This is a genomic window from Pseudomonas sp. LLC-1, assembly GCF_002992185.1.
Taxonomy (GTDB): Bacteria; Pseudomonadota; Gammaproteobacteria; order Pseudomonadales; family Pseudomonadaceae; genus Aquipseudomonas; species Aquipseudomonas monteilii.
On the sequence record NZ_LUVY01000005.1, the window covers coordinates 22739 to 37519 of the forward strand.

General features: G+C 62.2%; 15 protein-coding genes and 5 tRNA genes. 9 read left to right on the forward strand and 11 right to left on the reverse strand.

Translation table 11 applies throughout. From position 1 onward, the window contains the following. Window positions 1–54: 54 nt before the first annotated feature. The 3 genes from A0O30_RS03130 to A0O30_RS03140 all read right to left on the reverse strand — a co-directional run bounded on the left by A0O30_RS03130 (window position 55) and on the right by A0O30_RS03140 (window position 2343). Entirely contained in the window at window positions 55–819 is a 765-nt protein-coding gene (locus A0O30_RS03130; RefSeq protein ID WP_003247561.1) for a FadR/GntR family transcriptional regulator, read from the reverse strand. Window positions 820–998: 179 nt separating this feature from the next. Beyond that, the gene (locus A0O30_RS03135; protein ID WP_016713394.1) at window positions 999–1229 is read right to left on the reverse strand and encodes a PP0621 family protein; all 231 of its coding nucleotides are present in this window, start codon (window positions 1227–1229) and stop codon (window positions 999–1001) included. Between the two features lie 94 nt (window positions 1230–1323). Then, a complete protein-coding gene (locus A0O30_RS03140; RefSeq protein WP_016713393.1) occupies window positions 1324–2343 on the reverse strand; it encodes an outer membrane protein assembly factor BamD in 1020 nt (339 codons plus the stop codon). Window positions 2344–2490: 147 nt separating this feature from the next. Between A0O30_RS03140 and rluD the strand changes: the two genes are divergently transcribed. From rluD to A0O30_RS03185, 8 genes are all read left to right on the forward strand, one after another. After that, window positions 2491–3453 carry a 23S rRNA pseudouridine(1911/1915/1917) synthase RluD gene (gene rluD / locus A0O30_RS03145; protein ID WP_026020366.1) on the forward strand — a complete coding sequence of 321 codons (963 nt, stop codon included), beginning with the start codon at window positions 2491–2493 and terminating at the stop codon, window positions 3451–3453. Continuing rightward, on the forward strand, window positions 3450–4190 hold the full coding sequence (gene pgeF, locus A0O30_RS03150) for a peptidoglycan editing factor PgeF (RefSeq protein WP_105945548.1): 741 nt from the start codon (window positions 3450–3452) through the stop codon (window positions 4188–4190). Before rluD ends, pgeF begins: the two co-directional genes overlap by 4 nt. 250 nt (window positions 4191–4440) lie before the next feature. Further along, entirely contained in the window at window positions 4441–7005 is a 2565-nt protein-coding gene (gene clpB, locus A0O30_RS03155; protein ID WP_105945549.1) for an ATP-dependent chaperone ClpB, read from the forward strand. A 473-nt stretch (window positions 7006–7478) separates the two neighbouring features. Next, window positions 7479–7554, forward strand: a tRNA-Asn gene (locus A0O30_RS03165). A 4-nt stretch (window positions 7555–7558) separates the two neighbouring features. Beyond that, window positions 7559–7635 (forward strand) — tRNA-Pro (locus tag A0O30_RS03170). Between the two features lie 6 nt (window positions 7636–7641). Further along, a tRNA-Lys gene (locus A0O30_RS03175) sits at window positions 7642–7717 on the forward strand. A gap of 46 nt (window positions 7718–7763) precedes the next feature. Further along, window positions 7764–7840 (forward strand) — tRNA-Pro (locus A0O30_RS03180). A 5-nt stretch (window positions 7841–7845) separates the two neighbouring features. After that, window positions 7846–7921: transfer RNA gene (locus tag A0O30_RS03185), tRNA-Lys, on the forward strand. A 116-nt stretch (window positions 7922–8037) separates the two neighbouring features. On the opposite strand, the gene A0O30_RS03190 is transcribed toward A0O30_RS03185, so the two are convergent. The 4 genes from A0O30_RS03190 to A0O30_RS03205 form a co-directional block, all read right to left on the reverse strand. Further along, on the reverse strand, window positions 8038–9333 hold the full coding sequence (locus A0O30_RS03190) for an NAD(P)/FAD-dependent oxidoreductase (protein ID WP_105945551.1): 1296 nt from the start codon (window positions 9331–9333) through the stop codon (window positions 8038–8040). 84 nt (window positions 9334–9417) lie between these two features. Further along, entirely contained in the window at window positions 9418–9591 is a 174-nt protein-coding gene (locus A0O30_RS03195) for a DUF3094 family protein (RefSeq protein WP_013970765.1), read from the reverse strand. A 132-nt stretch (window positions 9592–9723) separates the two neighbouring features. Beyond that, window positions 9724–10353, reverse strand: a complete 630-nt coding sequence (locus A0O30_RS03200) for a DUF1780 domain-containing protein (protein WP_013970766.1) — start codon at window positions 10351–10353, stop codon at window positions 9724–9726. Window positions 10354–10408: 55 nt separating this feature from the next. Continuing rightward, window positions 10409–10840 (reverse strand): hypothetical protein, encoded by a 432-nt coding sequence (locus A0O30_RS03205; protein ID WP_105945633.1) that lies wholly within the window; start codon window positions 10838–10840, stop codon window positions 10409–10411. Between the two features lie 86 nt (window positions 10841–10926). On the opposite strand from A0O30_RS03205, the gene A0O30_RS03210 reads away from it, so the two are divergent. Next, window positions 10927–11634 (forward strand): energy-coupling factor ABC transporter permease, encoded by a 708-nt coding sequence (locus tag A0O30_RS03210; RefSeq protein WP_105945552.1) that lies wholly within the window; start codon window positions 10927–10929, stop codon window positions 11632–11634. Window positions 11635–11829: 195 nt separating this feature from the next. Here the strand turns inward: A0O30_RS03210 and yacG are convergent, their stop codons facing one another. From yacG to A0O30_RS03230, 4 genes are read right to left on the reverse strand one after another with little or no spacing between them, the layout of a single operon-like run. After that, on the reverse strand, window positions 11830–12030 hold the full coding sequence (yacG, locus tag A0O30_RS03215; RefSeq protein ID WP_016484797.1) for a DNA gyrase inhibitor YacG: 201 nt from the start codon (window positions 12028–12030) through the stop codon (window positions 11830–11832). Continuing rightward, window positions 12027–12650, reverse strand: a complete 624-nt coding sequence (gene coaE, locus A0O30_RS03220; RefSeq protein ID WP_105945553.1) for a dephospho-CoA kinase — start codon at window positions 12648–12650, stop codon at window positions 12027–12029. The genes yacG and coaE overlap by 4 nt, the downstream gene beginning before the upstream one ends. Next, window positions 12650–13516: an A24 family peptidase gene (locus A0O30_RS03225; RefSeq protein WP_105945554.1), complete on the reverse strand. Its 867-nt coding sequence runs from the start codon at window positions 13514–13516 to the stop codon at window positions 12650–12652. Before A0O30_RS03225 ends, coaE begins: the two co-directional genes overlap by 1 nt. A 2-nt stretch (window positions 13517–13518) precedes the next feature. After that, window positions 13519–14727 carry a type II secretion system F family protein gene (locus A0O30_RS03230; RefSeq protein WP_105945555.1) on the reverse strand — a complete coding sequence of 403 codons (1209 nt, stop codon included), beginning with the start codon at window positions 14725–14727 and terminating at the stop codon, window positions 13519–13521. Between the last annotated feature and the right edge of the window lie 54 nt (window positions 14728–14781).

Genomic DNA, 14781 nt, shown 5'->3' on the forward strand with positions numbered 1-14781 from the left:
GCAATGACAAAGCGGGTACGGCCGGGCCTGTGTACAGGCCTCTTACCAGGCGCATCAGTGGTGGTGGTCGAACTCCAGCAGGAAGTTGCGGGCAACCTCGCCTTCCAGCGCGGTCATGTGGTGCTCGGCGTCGCACATGTGTTCATGCATCAGCCGGCGTACAGCGGGTTCGTCGCTGGCGCGCAGGGCGGTCAGCAGTTGCTTGTGGTAGTCGATGTTGGCGGCGGCGAACTGCTGGCGCTTGGGCAGGTAGGCCTTTTTCAGCACCACCAGGTCGCGCAGCAGGTCGTTGAGGAACACCGCCATGAACCGCAGCAACGGGTTCGGGCAACGGTCGGCCAGCAGCGTGTGGAACTCCAGCTCTGCCAGGCGCTGCTCGCGCTGGCCTTCCTCGCTGTCTTCCGGTGCGCTGCAGAAGTCGATGTTGGCCTGCAGCGCGGCGTAGTCGGCTTCGCTCAGCTTGCCCATCACCGACACTGCCAGCTCGACCTCGATGACTTTGCGCAGCTGGTAAACCTGCTCGCCGTCCAGGTGCTGGAAGTGCAGGTAATTGCGCAGCGCGCGGCTGGCCGGCTCGGTACCTACTTCATTGAGGTAGGCGCCGCCGGTCGGGCCGGTACGGGTACTGACCAGGCCTTCGACTTCCAGCGCCTTGAGCGCTTCGCGGGCGGTGCCCTTGGAGCACTCGAAATGCTCCATCAGCTCACGCTCGGTGGGCAGGCGGTCACCGGGGTGCAGCGCTTCGGTGACGATCGAGCGCTTGACCGATTCGACGATCACATCGGACAGCTTCTGGCGCTTGCGTTTGGGTTTGAGCATTTCGCTATTTTTCATATTTATGCGGATAAATAGGATTTAGCGAATTTTACCGGGATGGGTCAATGCTGGCGGGGGGGAGGGGTCGTAATTGGTGCGAAAGGGTCGGGGAGGGATAAGTGATGCTGGGTTCACAGGCCTCTTCGCGGGCATGCCCGCGAAGGGATTCAGGTGATACTGGCTCAGCCTTGGCGGCCAGGGCCTTGTTGCAGGTGTGCCTGGCTGCAATACCACTCATTGCCCTGCTGCAGCGCCCGGTCGTTGGGCAAATGCACGCCACAATGGGCACAGCGCACCATCTTCAGCGGCGCATCCAGCTTCGCCTCGGGGTGCGACTGCTGGCTGACTTTGAACTTGCGCCACAGCCAGAACGCGGCGGCGATCAGGGCGATCCAGAAAAGTAGGCGAACCATGGTGTCCAGCTTGTCGGTTGAAGAAGCCGACAGTCTAGGACGCGGCCAATAAAAAAGGGAGGCCCAAGGCCTCCCTTTCATTTACCGCTGTGTGTCAGTCAAACAGACCAAAGGTCATGTAGCTGAACCAGGAGCGGTCTTTCTCGGCTTCTTTCGGGCCTTCCGGCACGATCGGGTCGCCGTTCTCGTCCTTCGGCAGCAGCTCTTGCGGCATCTCGTCGCGCGCGTCCTGGAACTGCTTGACCACGTCCTGGTTGGCGCGGGTTTCGCCCGGCGGCAGCGGGGTGTCGGTTTCGATCAGGCCCAGGGTGGCCTTGGACAGCCAGCCACGGCCGTCAGACTCGGTCTGCTTGGGCTGGAACTCGCCATCGACCAGGCTCGGGTGGTCCGGGTAGTTGAGCTTGAGGGTTTCCAGGCTGCTGGCGGCCAGTTCGTCCAGGTGCATCTTCTGGTACGACTCGACCATCACCGCCAGGCCGTCACCGACCGAGGGGGTTTCCTGGAAGTTTTCGACCACGTAGCGGCCACGGTTGGCAGCGGCCACGTAAGCCTGGCGGCTCAGGTAGTAGTCGGCCACGTGGATTTCATACGAGGCCAGCAGGTTGCGCAGGTAGATCATGCGCTGCTTGGCGTCTGGTGCGTAGCGGCTGTTGGGGAAGCGGCTGGTCAGCTGGGCGAACTCGTTGTACGAGTCGCGGGCGGCACCCGGGTCACGCTTGGTCATGTCCAGCGGCAGGAAGCGCGCCAGCAGGCCACGGTCCTGGTCGAACGAGGTCAGGCCCTTGAGGTAGTAGGCGTAATCCACGTTCGGGTGCTGCGGGTGCAGGCGGATGAAGCGCTCTGCGGCCGACTTGGCAGCCTCGGGCTCGGAGTTCTTGTAGTTGGCGTAGATCAGCTCGAGCTGCGCCTGGTCGGCATAGCGGCCGAACGGGTAGCGCGATTCCAGGGCCTTGAGCTTGTTCACGGCGCTGGTGTAGCTGGAGTTGTCCAGGTCAGCTTGCGCCTGCTGGTACAGCTCGGCTTCGCTGAGGTTCTCGTCAATGACCTCTTTATTGGAGGAACAGGCCGCGGTAAGCCCGAGGATGGCGATCAGCAGCAGGTGTTTCACTTGCATGGCGGCTTGCGTCCCTTTGACGGCCGCTGTCTTGGGCGGTGCCGTCCTGTTATGATGAGCGCCCCGGCCAACCCCGGGACAAAAGAAGCCGTATTTAACCACAAGCTCGCAGCCGAAACCAAAGGCTGTGCGCCCGCCGAATCGAGCATGTCCGAGATCATTCAACTTAGCGCAGAGGTACCGTCCGATCTGGGCGGTCAACGCCTCGACCAGGTCGCCGCCCAATTGTTCGCCGAGTACTCGCGTTCGCGGCTTACTACGTGGATCAAAGAAGGCCGCCTGACGGTCGATGGCGCCGTCGTGCGTCCTCGCGATACCGTTTATGGTGGCTCTGTGCTTGCTCTGGAGGCCGAGCAAGAGGCCCAGGGCGAGTGGATCGCAGAAGACATCGAGCTGGATATCGTCTACGAAGACGACCACATCCTGGTGATCAACAAGCCTGCGGGCCTGGTTGTGCACCCGGCCGCCGGCCATGCCAGCGGTACCCTGCTCAATGCGCTGCTGCACCACGTGCCAGACATCATCAACGTGCCGCGTGCCGGTATCGTTCATCGCCTGGACAAAGACACCACGGGCCTGATGGTGGTTGCCAAGACCTTGCAGGCGCAGACCAAGCTGGTTGAGCAGATGCAAGCCCGCAAGGTCAGCCGCATCTATGAGTGCATCGTGATTGGCGTGGTGACATCCGGTGGCAAGATCGATGCCCCGATCGGCCGCCACGGCGGTATGCGCCAGCGCATGGCCGTCACCGACGGCGGCAAGCCGGCGGTCAGCCACTACCGTGTGCTCAAGCGCTTCCGCTCGCACACCCATGTGCGGGTCAAGCTGGAAACCGGCCGTACTCACCAGATTCGCGTGCACATGGCCCATGTCGGCTTCCCGCTGGTGGGTGATCAGACGTACGGTGGGCGCTTCCGCATTCCGCCGGCTGCCAGCCCAACCATGGTCGAGGCGGTGAAAACCTTCCCGCGTCAGGCTCTGCATGCGCGTTTCCTCGCCTTGGCCCACCCGATTACCGGTGAAGTCATGAAGTGGGAATCGCCACTGCCGGATGACTTCCTCTGGTTGCTGACGCTGCTGAACGAAGACCGCGAGAGCTTTATCGGATGAGTGGCCTGACGCAGTCGCTGTTGTTTCCCGACTGGCCGGCCCCGGCCTCGGTTCGCGCCTGTGTCACCACCCGTCAGGGCGGCGTCAGCCTGCCGCCCTACGAAACCTTCAACCTTGGCGACCACGTAGGGGATGCCCCAGCGGCGGTCGCCGAGAACCGCCGCCGGCTGAGCGACGCGTTCGCCATCCAGCCAGCCTGGCTCAAGCAGGTGCATGGGCTGGTAGTGGCGGATGCCGACCCGGCCGTGGTGGCCGAGGCCGACGCCAGCTGGACCGACCAGCCAGGCGTTGCCTGTACCGTGATGACTGCCGATTGCCTGCCTGCGCTGTTCTGCGACCGGGCGGGGACGCGCGTGGCAGCAGCGCATGCGGGCTGGCGCGGGTTGGCCGGTGGCGTGCTGGAAGCCACGCTGGACCGTCTGGCGCTGCCGCCAGAAGAGGTGCTGGTGTGGTTGGGGCCGGCCATTGGCCCGCAGGCGTTCGAAGTAGGGCTGGAAGTGCGTGATGCCTTTACGGCGGTGCATCCGGAAGCGGCCCGTGCTTTTGTCGAGGGTGAGCGGCCGGGCAAGCTGATGGCTGATATCTACGAGCTGGCGCGTATTCGCCTGGCCGCCCGTGGGGTGACCGCTGTGTATGGCGGCGGCTTGTGCACGGTCAGCGATGCGCGGTTCTTCTCCTATCGCCGTACCCCGCAGGGTGGGCGGTTTGCCTCGTTGGTCTGGCTGGATCCTCGCTAGCCTGTACCGGCCTCTTCGCGGGCACGCCCGCTCCCACAGAGATTCCACAACTTTGGTACCGGTAGTGTACCTGTGGGAGCGGGCATGCCCGCGAATGGCCCCATCACTCATCCAACAGGTTGACCCCGGTCAACCCCGCTACGCTTGAATCTTCCAGAATCAGCCTTATCTATAAGGTCATCTCAGGCAGGTTTCTTCATAAACAGGCGCTGTCCATCGCTCCGACCTGCCCTTTAAAGGAAGGTACACCATGCGAATAGACCGTTTGACCAGCAAGCTGCAACTTGCAATATCCGATGCCCAATCCCTGGCCGTTGGCATGGACCACCCCGCCATCGAGCCCGTGCACCTGCTGCAGGCGCTGCTCGAACAGCAGGGCGGCTCCATCAAGCCCCTGCTGATGCAGGTTGGCTTCGACATCAACAGCCTGCGCCAGGGGCTTGTGAAAGAGCTCGACCAGCTGCCGAAAATCCAGAACCCCACCGGTGACGTGAACATGTCGCAGGACCTGGCGCGTCTGCTCAACCAGGCCGACCGCCTGGCCCAGCAGAAGGGCGACCAGTTCATTTCCAGCGAGCTGGTGTTGTTGGCCGCCATGGACGAGAACAGCAAACTCGGCAAACTGCTGCTGAGCCAGGGCGTGACCAAGAAGGCCCTGGAAAATGCCATCAACAACCTGCGCGGCGGCGCGGCAGTGAATGATGCCAACGCCGAAGAGTCGCGTCAGGCGCTGGACAAGTACACCGTCGACCTGACCAAGCGTGCCGAAGAAGGCAAGCTGGACCCGGTGATTGGCCGTGACGATGAAATCCGCCGTACCGTGCAGGTACTGCAACGTCGCACCAAGAACAACCCGGTGCTGATCGGTGAGCCTGGCGTGGGTAAAACCGCCATCGCCGAAGGCCTGGCCCAGCGCATCATCAACGGTGAAGTGCCCGACGGCCTCAAAGGCAAGCGCCTGCTGGCGCTGGACATGGGCGCGCTGATTGCCGGTGCCAAGTACCGTGGCGAGTTCGAAGAGCGTTTGAAAGGCCTGCTGAACGAGCTGTCCAAGCAGGAAGGCCAGATCATCCTGTTCATCGACGAACTGCACACCATGGTCGGCGCCGGCAAAGGCGAGGGCGCCATGGACGCCGGCAACATGCTCAAGCCAGCCTTGGCCCGTGGCGAACTGCACTGCGTTGGCGCTACCACGCTTAACGAGTACCGCCAGTTCATCGAGAAGGACGCTGCGCTGGAGCGCCGCTTCCAGAAGGTGCTGGTAGAAGAGCCGAGTGAAGAAGACACCATCGCCATTCTGCGTGGCCTGAAAGAGCGCTATGAAGTGCACCACAAGGTGGCCATCACTGACGGCGCCATTATCGCTGCGGCCAAGCTCAGCCACCGCTACATCACTGATCGCCAGCTGCCCGACAAGGCCATCGACCTGATCGACGAAGCCGCCAGCCGCATCCGCATGGAGATCGACTCCAAGCCGGAAGTGCTCGACCGCCTTGATCGCCGCCTGATCCAGTTGAAGGTGGAATCGCAGGCACTGAAGAAAGAAGAAGACGAAGCGGCAAAAAAACGCCTGGAGAAGCTGACCGAGGAAATCGAGCGGCTGGAGCGTGAGTATTCCGACCTGGAAGAAATCTGGGCTTCGGAAAAGGCCGAAGTGCAGGGCTCGGCGCAGATCCAGCAAAAGATCGAGCAGGCCCGCCAAGAGCTGGAAACCGCCCGTCGCAAAGGTGACCTGAGCCGCATGGCCGAACTGCAGTACGGGGTAATCCCGGACCTGGAGCGCAGCCTGCAGATGGTCGACCAGCACGGCAAGACCGAGAACCAGTTGCTGCGCAACAAGGTGACCGAGGAAGAAATTGCCGAAGTGGTGTCGAAGTGGACCGGTATTCCGGTGGCCAAGATGCTCGAAGGCGAGCGTGAAAAGCTGCTGAAAATGGAAGAACTGCTGCACCAGCGCGTGATTGGCCAGGGCGAGGCGGTAACCGCCGTGGCCAACGCCGTGCGCCGCTCGCGTGCCGGGCTGTCCGACCCTAACCGGCCAAGTGGCTCGTTCCTGTTCCTCGGCCCGACCGGTGTGGGCAAGACCGAACTGTGCAAGGCGCTGGCCGAGTTCCTGTTCGACACCGAAGAGGCCATGGTGCGTATCGACATGTCCGAGTTCATGGAGAAACACTCCGTGGCTCGCCTGATCGGTGCACCACCAGGCTACGTCGGCTACGAAGAGGGCGGTTACCTGACCGAAGCGGTACGGCGCAAGCCTTACTCGGTGGTGCTGCTGGATGAGGTGGAGAAAGCCCACCCGGATGTGTTCAACGTGCTGTTGCAGGTGCTGGAAGACGGCCGCCTGACCGACAGCCACGGGCGCACCGTGGACTTCCGCAACACCGTGATCGTGATGACCTCCAACCTGGGCTCGGCGCAGATCCAGGAGTTGGTGGGCGACCGCGAAGCACAGCGTGCAGCGGTGATGGATGCGGTGGGTTCGCACTTCCGCCCAGAGTTCATCAACCGTATCGACGAAGTGGTGGTGTTCGAACCACTGGGCCGCGAGCAGATTGCCGGCATTACCGAAATCCAGCTGGGCCGCCTGCGCAGCCGCTTGCTGGAACGCGAATTGTCGCTGAGCCTGAGCCCGGAGGCGTTGGACAAGCTGATTGCCGTGGGTTACGACCCGGTGTACGGCGCACGGCCGCTGAAACGTGCCATCCAGCGCTGGATCGAAAACCCGCTGGCGCAGCTGATCTTGGCTGGCAAGTTCGTGCCCGGCTCAGCGATCACCGCCAAGGTGGAGGGCGACGAAATCGTCTTCGGCTGATTTGCTTCACCATGAGCCCCGCATTAGCGGGGCTTTTTTTTCGCTTGTTTACCTGCACTGGCCTCTTCGCGGGCATGCCCGCTCCCACAGGATCTGCGCAAATTTCAAGGGCTGCACCGTACCTGTGGGAGCGGGCGTGCCTGCGAAGAGGCCGGCACAGCCCAGCAAATCCGGGCTTTCTCAGTCTATCTGGATAACCTGCTGAAATTTTTGAAATTTTTGCTTGCATCAATTTCCGAGTGCCCCTAATATACGCCGCGTTGTCAGGCACTAAGCGAATCACCAGCAACATAGGTGACCGCAAAACAACTTACAAATCAGTAAGTTGAATGAAAAAAAGTGGTTGACAAGCAAAACGAAGAATGTAGAATAGCCGGCCTCAGCAGCGACAACGCGAAAGCGAAGAAGCCAAAGAGTCCGAAGCGAACACAGCCTTCGGAGTAGCAAATCGGTAAGTTGTACCGAAGTTCAGTTCCGCGATAGCTCAGTCGGTAGAGCAAATGACTGTTAATCATTGGGTCCCTGGTTCGAGTCCAGGTCGCGGAGCCAATCTCGGGGTGTAGCGCAGTCCGGTAGCGCGCCTGCTTTGGGAGCAGGATGTCAGGAGTTCGAATCCCCTCACCCCGACCATTTTCCGGGTCGTTAGCTCAGTTGGTAGAGCAGTTGGCTTTTAACCAATTGGTCGTAGGTTCGAATCCTACACGACCCACCATGTAAAGAAGGGCATCTCAAAGAGATGCCCTTTTTTTTGAAAGACCCGGGGTGTAGCGCAGTCCGGTAGCGCGCCTGCTTTGGGAGCAGGATGTCAGGAGTTCGAATCCCCTCACCCCGACCATTTTTGGGTCGTTAGCTCAGTTGGTAGAGCAGTTGGCTTTTAACCAATTGGTCGTAGGTTCGAATCCTACACGACCCACCATGAACAAAGGGCATCTCGAAAGAGATGCCCTTTTTCTTTGCCTTGCAAAAAGTGCTGAACCCACAGCCGGTAGAAGAGCAAAAAGAAGGGCCGCATCAGCGACCCTTGGCTTTCAATCAGTGCAGCTTCAGCCGCGGCTCGGTACCCCGGCCAATCTTGCTACCCAGCATCATCAACGCTGTACGGAAGAACCCGTACAACGCCATCTGGTGCATGCGGTACAGCGACACGTAGAACATCCGCGCCAGCCAGCCTTCCAGCTTCACGCTGCCCATCAGGTTACCCATCAGGTTGCCCACCGCCGAGAAGCGTGACAGCGACACCAGCGAGCCGTAGTCCTTGTACTCGTAGGTCGGCAGCGCCTTGTTCTCCAGACGCGCCTTAAGGCTTTGCGCCAGCATCGAAGCCTGCTGGTGCGCGGCTTGTGCCCGTGGCGGCACGCTGCGGTCGCTGCCTGGTTGCGGGCAAGCGGCGCAGTCACCGAAAGCGAAGATGTTGTCATCGCGGGTGGTTTGCAGGGTAGGGCGCACGACCAGCTGGTTGATGCGATTGGTTTCCAGCCCGTCGATGTCTTTCAGGAAGCCCGGCGCACGGATACCCGCCGCCCACACCTTCAGGCTGGCCTGGATCACTTCGCCGTCCTTGGTTTTCAACCCGTCCTCGGTCACTTCACTGACCGCAGCGTTGGTCATCACCTTCACGCCGAGTTTTTCCAGGGTCTTGTGCACCGGCACGCTGATGCGCTCTGGCAGCGCCGGCAGCACGCGCGGGCCTGCCTCGATGATGGTGATGTGCATATCCTTGGGCTGGATGCGGTCCAGGCCATAGGCCGCCAGTTCGTGTGCGGCGTGGTGCAGCTCGGCCGCCAGTTCCACACCGGTGGCACCCGCGCCGACGATGGCGACGCTGATTTTTTCACTGGCCACATCGCCGGCATGGGCGCGCAGGTAGTGGTTCAGCAGCTGTTGGTGGAAGCGCTCGGCCTGCTTGCGGGTGTCCAGGAACAGGCAGTGCTGCGCCGCGCCCAGGGTGCCGAAGTCGTTGGTGTTGGAACCCACGGCAATGACCAGGGTGTCGTAGCCCAGGGTGCGCGCAGGTAGCAGCTCGCGGCCCTCTTCATCGAGGGTGGCGGCCAGTTGAATCTGTTTGCCTTCACGGTCCAGGCCGCTCATGCGCCCCAGTTGGAAGTTGAAGTGGTTCCACTTGGCCTGGGCCACGTAGTTCAGTTCGTCTTCCGAGGAGTTCAGCGAGCCGGCAGCCACTTCGTGCAGCAGTGGTTTCCAGATGTGCGTGAGGTTGGCGTCGACCAAGGTAATCTCGGCCTGCTTGCGCTTGCCCAGGCTTTTACCCAGGCGGGTCGCCAGTTCCAGGCCGCCGGCGCCGCCGCCGACAATCACGATGCGATGAGTCATGGGGATATCTCATAAGGTTTACGGAATTCGTGGCCCTGGGGGCCGGCCGCAAACTGCACGAGGGGAGGGCGAGCGCGAAGCAGCTCATAGCACCAGTCCACTCAGCAGGCGGCTGATGAGACCCAACCCGATGGTCACGGCCACCACCAGCACAAGGAGCAGCCACGGCCGGAAGGGCCTGCGCTCGACTTGGTGCTGGGGGGCTCGCAGATACTCATCGACACGACGCTGATCTTCCGGATTCAGGCGGCTGGTCATGGTGGGCCTCGTCAGGTAGACGTTTGTGACTGCGCAAACGCTACAGCGTTCGCGCAAGCGCTTGAAACAAATGATAATGCTTTCTATCCCTGGCGCCGAGTGTACGCCATCGCAAACATTCGCTGCACTGGATCAAAGACTGATGCCCACGTCGAAGACGATGCTGCGGCCCAGGTTGCCGCGCAAAAAGTCTGGCGCGTCTGGGTGGGCGAACAGCACCCGGGCAAAGGTCGGCCCCACCAGCGACAGTGAGCGCCAGCCCTGGCGCAGGTATTCGGTAGGCGGCGGGAAGTGGGTGTTGAGGTCGAGCACTTCGCGCTTGAGGCTGGCGAAGGCGATGATGTCCAGCTCGTTCAGCTCCAGCCCGCGTTCCCGATAGTTGTGCGCCTTTTTACGCAAGGTCGGTGCCAGGCGCCCCAGCAACTCGGTGGCACTGATGCGCCGGGGGCGCGCTTCGCGGCGTACCAGCTGCGCCAGGGAAAACGCACTGCGCCGGCGTTGCAGCTCTTCGCGCCATTCATCGTTCAGCCGGCGGCCTTCGTCGAGCACGAAAAATACCTCGAACGCGGCATCGCGGAACAGCACGTCTGGCGGCTCCTGGCCGGCCGGGGTGAAGTCCTCGCTGCGGTAGGGAATGTTCAACCCCTGCAACAGACGCTGGCACACCCAACGCTCCCGCTCCCACTTGCGGGCGTTGGAGAGAAAGGCATTGGCTTGTTCGGCCTGGATGGTAAGCAGGCGCAGGTAGTCTGAGTCATCCATGCAGACAAGCTTAGCCGCTAATCGATGACGGTAAGATGCTGTTTAAGCGCGGGAATCAGCCCAGCACCGGCCACTGCTGCACCAGCCCGACCAGGTGCACCAGGCCGAAGCCCAGGCAGATCAGTGAACTGACCACGATAAAACGCTGCGAACGCCCGGTGCCCGCCAGCAATCTGGGCCCCAGCAGGCCGCGCAGCAGGTACACCAGGGTGATGAGGCAGATGGCCGGCAGCAGCAACGGCAGCCGCCCGATTGCCCCGGCAGCCGACAGTGCATAGGCCGACCAGGCCAGCAACACGCAGGCGATGGCGGCGGTGATCAGCGCCGGGTACCAGCGGCCCTTTTCGGCGGCCACCGCCATACGTTCGCCGGCCCCGAACAAACGGTACCAGCGTGGCCCAACGGCGATCACAGCCAGGTGAAGTACGCCAATGATGGCGTTGAGTGCTGCTGCCAGCAGCAGGGTGGGGTTGATTCCTTCCGGCATGGCCAATGCTTCCTGCATCGAATGAGGGCGCCAGCCTACCGCAGCCGAAGGAAACGGAGAATGGGTGTAGACTCGGGTTTATCCACATGGCCGCAAGGGGCATTGCTCAGGTGATCAGCGCGCAGGTGTTGTCCGGTACCACCCTTACCCTTGGCTGGCTGGGTTACGTACCGTTGCTGGTGTGGGCTGTCAGCCGGGTGCGCTGGGTTGAACTGTTCACCGACCGGCGCCGGCAGCATCTGTTGTTTGGCACCGTGTTTTGCCTGTTCGCGTTGTGGCTGGTGAGGCGTGATTTCGACACCGGGGTGTCGTACCACTTCATCGGCATGACGGCAGTTACCCTGTTGCTGGACTGGCCGCTGGCGGTGCTGGGTGGGTTGATGGCCCAGCTCGGTTTGCTGGCGTTGGGGCGGCAGGATTTGGCGGCGCTGGGGGTGAATGGCTTGTTGCTGATTGGCTTGCCGGTGCTGATTACCGAGGTGTGCGCGATCGTGGTCGAGCGTGCCCAGCCGCGAAACCTGTTCGTTTATATTTTTTGTTCGGGGTTCTTTCCTGCGGCGCTCACCGTGCTTGTTTGCGTGCCTGCAGCGCTAGGGGTGTTGTGGCTGGATGGGCGCTTTGCCATGCCGGAATGGCTCAGCGACTTTGTGGGCTACCTGTGGTTGATGATGTTCCCCGAGGCGTTCATCAACGGCATGGTGATCAGTGCGCTGGTGGTGTTTTGCCCGGAGTGGCTGGAAGCGTTCAACCGCACGCGGTACTTGCAGGCGCCGTGGAAGGAAGATGATCGGTGATTATAGGGGCGGCTGTGCCGGCACATCCAAAACCTGGCGCGGTCTCTGTGGGAGCGGCCTTGTGTCGCGATAGGGCTGCGAAGCAGCCCCGGCATTCTTTGAGTTAGCATCAAATCTGGGGCCGCTTTGCGGCCCTATCGCGACACAAGGCCGCTCCCACACGATCTGTGTGGGCCGAAAGAGAGCCTGTTCAGCTTAGTGCCGAGGCTCCAGGTCCCCCGAATACAGCTCATCCTCAGACTCTTCAGCCCCCGGAATCTTGTGTTCCTCAGCCGCCCAGGCCCCGAGGTCGATCAGCTTGCAACGGTCCGAGCAAAACGGCCGGAACGCGCTTTTCTCGTTCCATTCCACAGGTGCGCCACAGGTCGGGCAGTCGACGGTCAATGGCTGGCTCATGGCTGGCCTCCTTTCAAAGTCAGGTAAAAGTGGTGCAGGCGGTCAATCTGCTGATGCAGCGCGGCCAGGTCGCCGTCATTGACCACCACGTCATCGGCATGGCGCAGGCGATCCTCACGGGCCAGTTGGGCCTGCAAAATGGCCTGCACCTGCTCGGTACTGGTGTTGTCTCGCGCCAGGGTACGCGACACTTGCAGTTCCTGCGGCGCATCGATCACCAGCACACGCTGGGTCTTATGGTATTGCCCCGACTCGATCAGCAGCGGCGACACATATACCGCATACGGCGACTGGGCCTTGGCCAGGTAGCTGAAAATCTCCTGCCCGATTAACGGATGCAGCAGTTGCTCCAGCCATTTGCGCTGCGCCGGGTCTGCGAAGATCAGCTGGCGCAGGGCGGCGCGGTCCAGCTGGCCGTCGGCCTGCAGCACACCCGGGCCGAAGCGTTCGACGATGCTGGCCAAGGCTGGGCGGCCAGGTTCGACCACCCAGCGCGCCGCCTGATCGGCATCGACCAGGTGCACGCCAAGCTCGACAAAGTGCTCGGCAGCGGCGCTCTTGCCGCTACCAATGCCGCCGGTAAGGCCGAGAATCCAGGGGGTAAAGGCTGCAGTGGCCATCAGTATCCAAGCAGTTGCATGTAAGAGGCGACTATTTCATCACCCCAGAGCACGGCAATCCACCCCGCAATCGCCAGATAAGGCCCGAACGGCATCGCCGTACCCATGGCATGCCGGCGCAAACGCAGCAGGCACAGGCCAACCAGCGCCCCCACCACCGACGACAGCAGCAGCGTTAACGGCAACACCTGCCAGCCACCCCAGGCCCCGATCAGCGCCATCAGCTTGAAGTCGCCATAACCCATGCCTTCCTTGCCGGTGACCAGCTTGAACACCCAGTACACCGTCCACAGGCTGAGGTACCCGGCCACCGCGCCCCACAGCGCGTCGGTAAGCGGGGCATACAGGTTGAAGGCATTGACGATCAGCCCCAGCCACAGCATCGGCAGCACCAGCACATCCGGCAGCAATTGATGTTCTGCATCAATCAGGCTCAGGGCCAACAGGCACCAGGTCAGTGGCAGTGCCAGCAACGCCTCTACCGAAGCGCCAAAGCGCCACGCCACCACCAGCGACAGCAGCGCGCTGGCGATTTCCACCACCGGGTAGCGCGGGCTGATACGGGTTTTGCAGGCTGAGCAACGCCCGCGCAATGCCAGGTAACTGATGACCGGAATGTTCTCCCACGCGCGAATCTGATGCGCGCAATGTGGGCAGCGGGAGGCGGGCAGGCACAGGTCGAACCGTTCGTGTTGCGTAACCGGTAACCCCAACACTTCTTGTGCCTCACGCTGCCATTGCCGCTCCAGCATGATCGGCAGCCGATACACCAGCACATTCAGAAAACTGCCCACCAACAGGCCGAGCAGCGTGGCCAGGGTGAGGAAGTACGCCGGCTGCTCTGCCAGCAAAGTCCATAAAGTCATGTTCAGATCAAGCTACCCAACTGGAAGATCGGCAGGTACATCGCCACCACCAGGCCACCGACCAGCAGGCCCAGGATCAGCACGATGGCCGGCTCCAGCAGGCTGGTCAACTGGTCCAGCGCCTGGCTGACCTGTTCCTCGTAATGGCTGGCGGCCTTTTCCAGCATCTGGTCCAGCGTGCCGCTGGATTCACCGATGGCCGTCAGCTGCACCAGCAACGGTGGAAACAGCGGTTCACCCGCCATCGCCTGGTTCAGCCCCTGCCCATTGGCCATGCCCTGGCGCAGCCGCAACACCGCCTGCTCGTGCAGATCGCCACCGGTTACCCGGGCCACCGTGCCCAACGCATCCAGCAACGGCACCCCGGCGCTATAGGACGTTGCCAGGCTACGCGCAAACCGCGCCAGCGCCGCCTGCCCCAGCAATTTGCCGAACACCGGCAAACCCAGCACCTGCCGAGATAGCCACAGGCGCGCTGGCGCATGCTGCCGGTACAGCTGGCGCCCGGCAAAACCTAACACCGCAGCCATCACCAGCAACAGCGGCGCAAACCGACTCAGCCCTGCGGACAAGTCGATCACCCACTGGGTAAATGCCGGCAAGGCTGCCCCTACACCCGCAAACAGGCTCTCGAACTTCGGAATCACCTCCAGCAACAAAATCGCCGACACCCCCAGCCCGGTCAGCAACAGCAGCAGCGGGTAGATCATCGCCTTGCGCACCTTCTTGTGCAGCGCCCGCCGCTGTTCCAGCATGCCCGCCAGCTGCTCCAGCTGGCGATCGAGCGTGCCAGACTGCTCACCCACCCGCACCAGGTTGCAATACAGCGCATCGAACCATGCCGGGTGGCGCTGCAACGCATCCGCCAACCCCAGGCCCGAGGCCACATCCTGTTTCAATCTCTCCAGCAACGCCGCCTGCGCCGCATTGCAGCCACTGCGCCCCATCACCTCGAACGCCTGCAGCAGCGGCACGCCGGCCTTGAGCAAAGTCGCCAACTGCCGGCTGAAACCCGCCGGGTCGGCCTTCTCGCGCCGCTTCGGCAAACTGAACGTCAGCCCGCTGGCCGGCCGTAAACTGGCCACCGTGATGCCCTGGCGAATCAGCCCGGCCCGCACATAAGCCGGGCTGCGCCCGGGTGTTTGGCCACTGACCGGCGTGCCGTTGGCGTCGGTGCCATGCCAGCGGTAGAGGGGTGAAGATGAAGTCATGCAAAGGTCCTTTTTCTGCCCGTGCGACAAGCCTGGAAACAGCTTGCCGCGTCC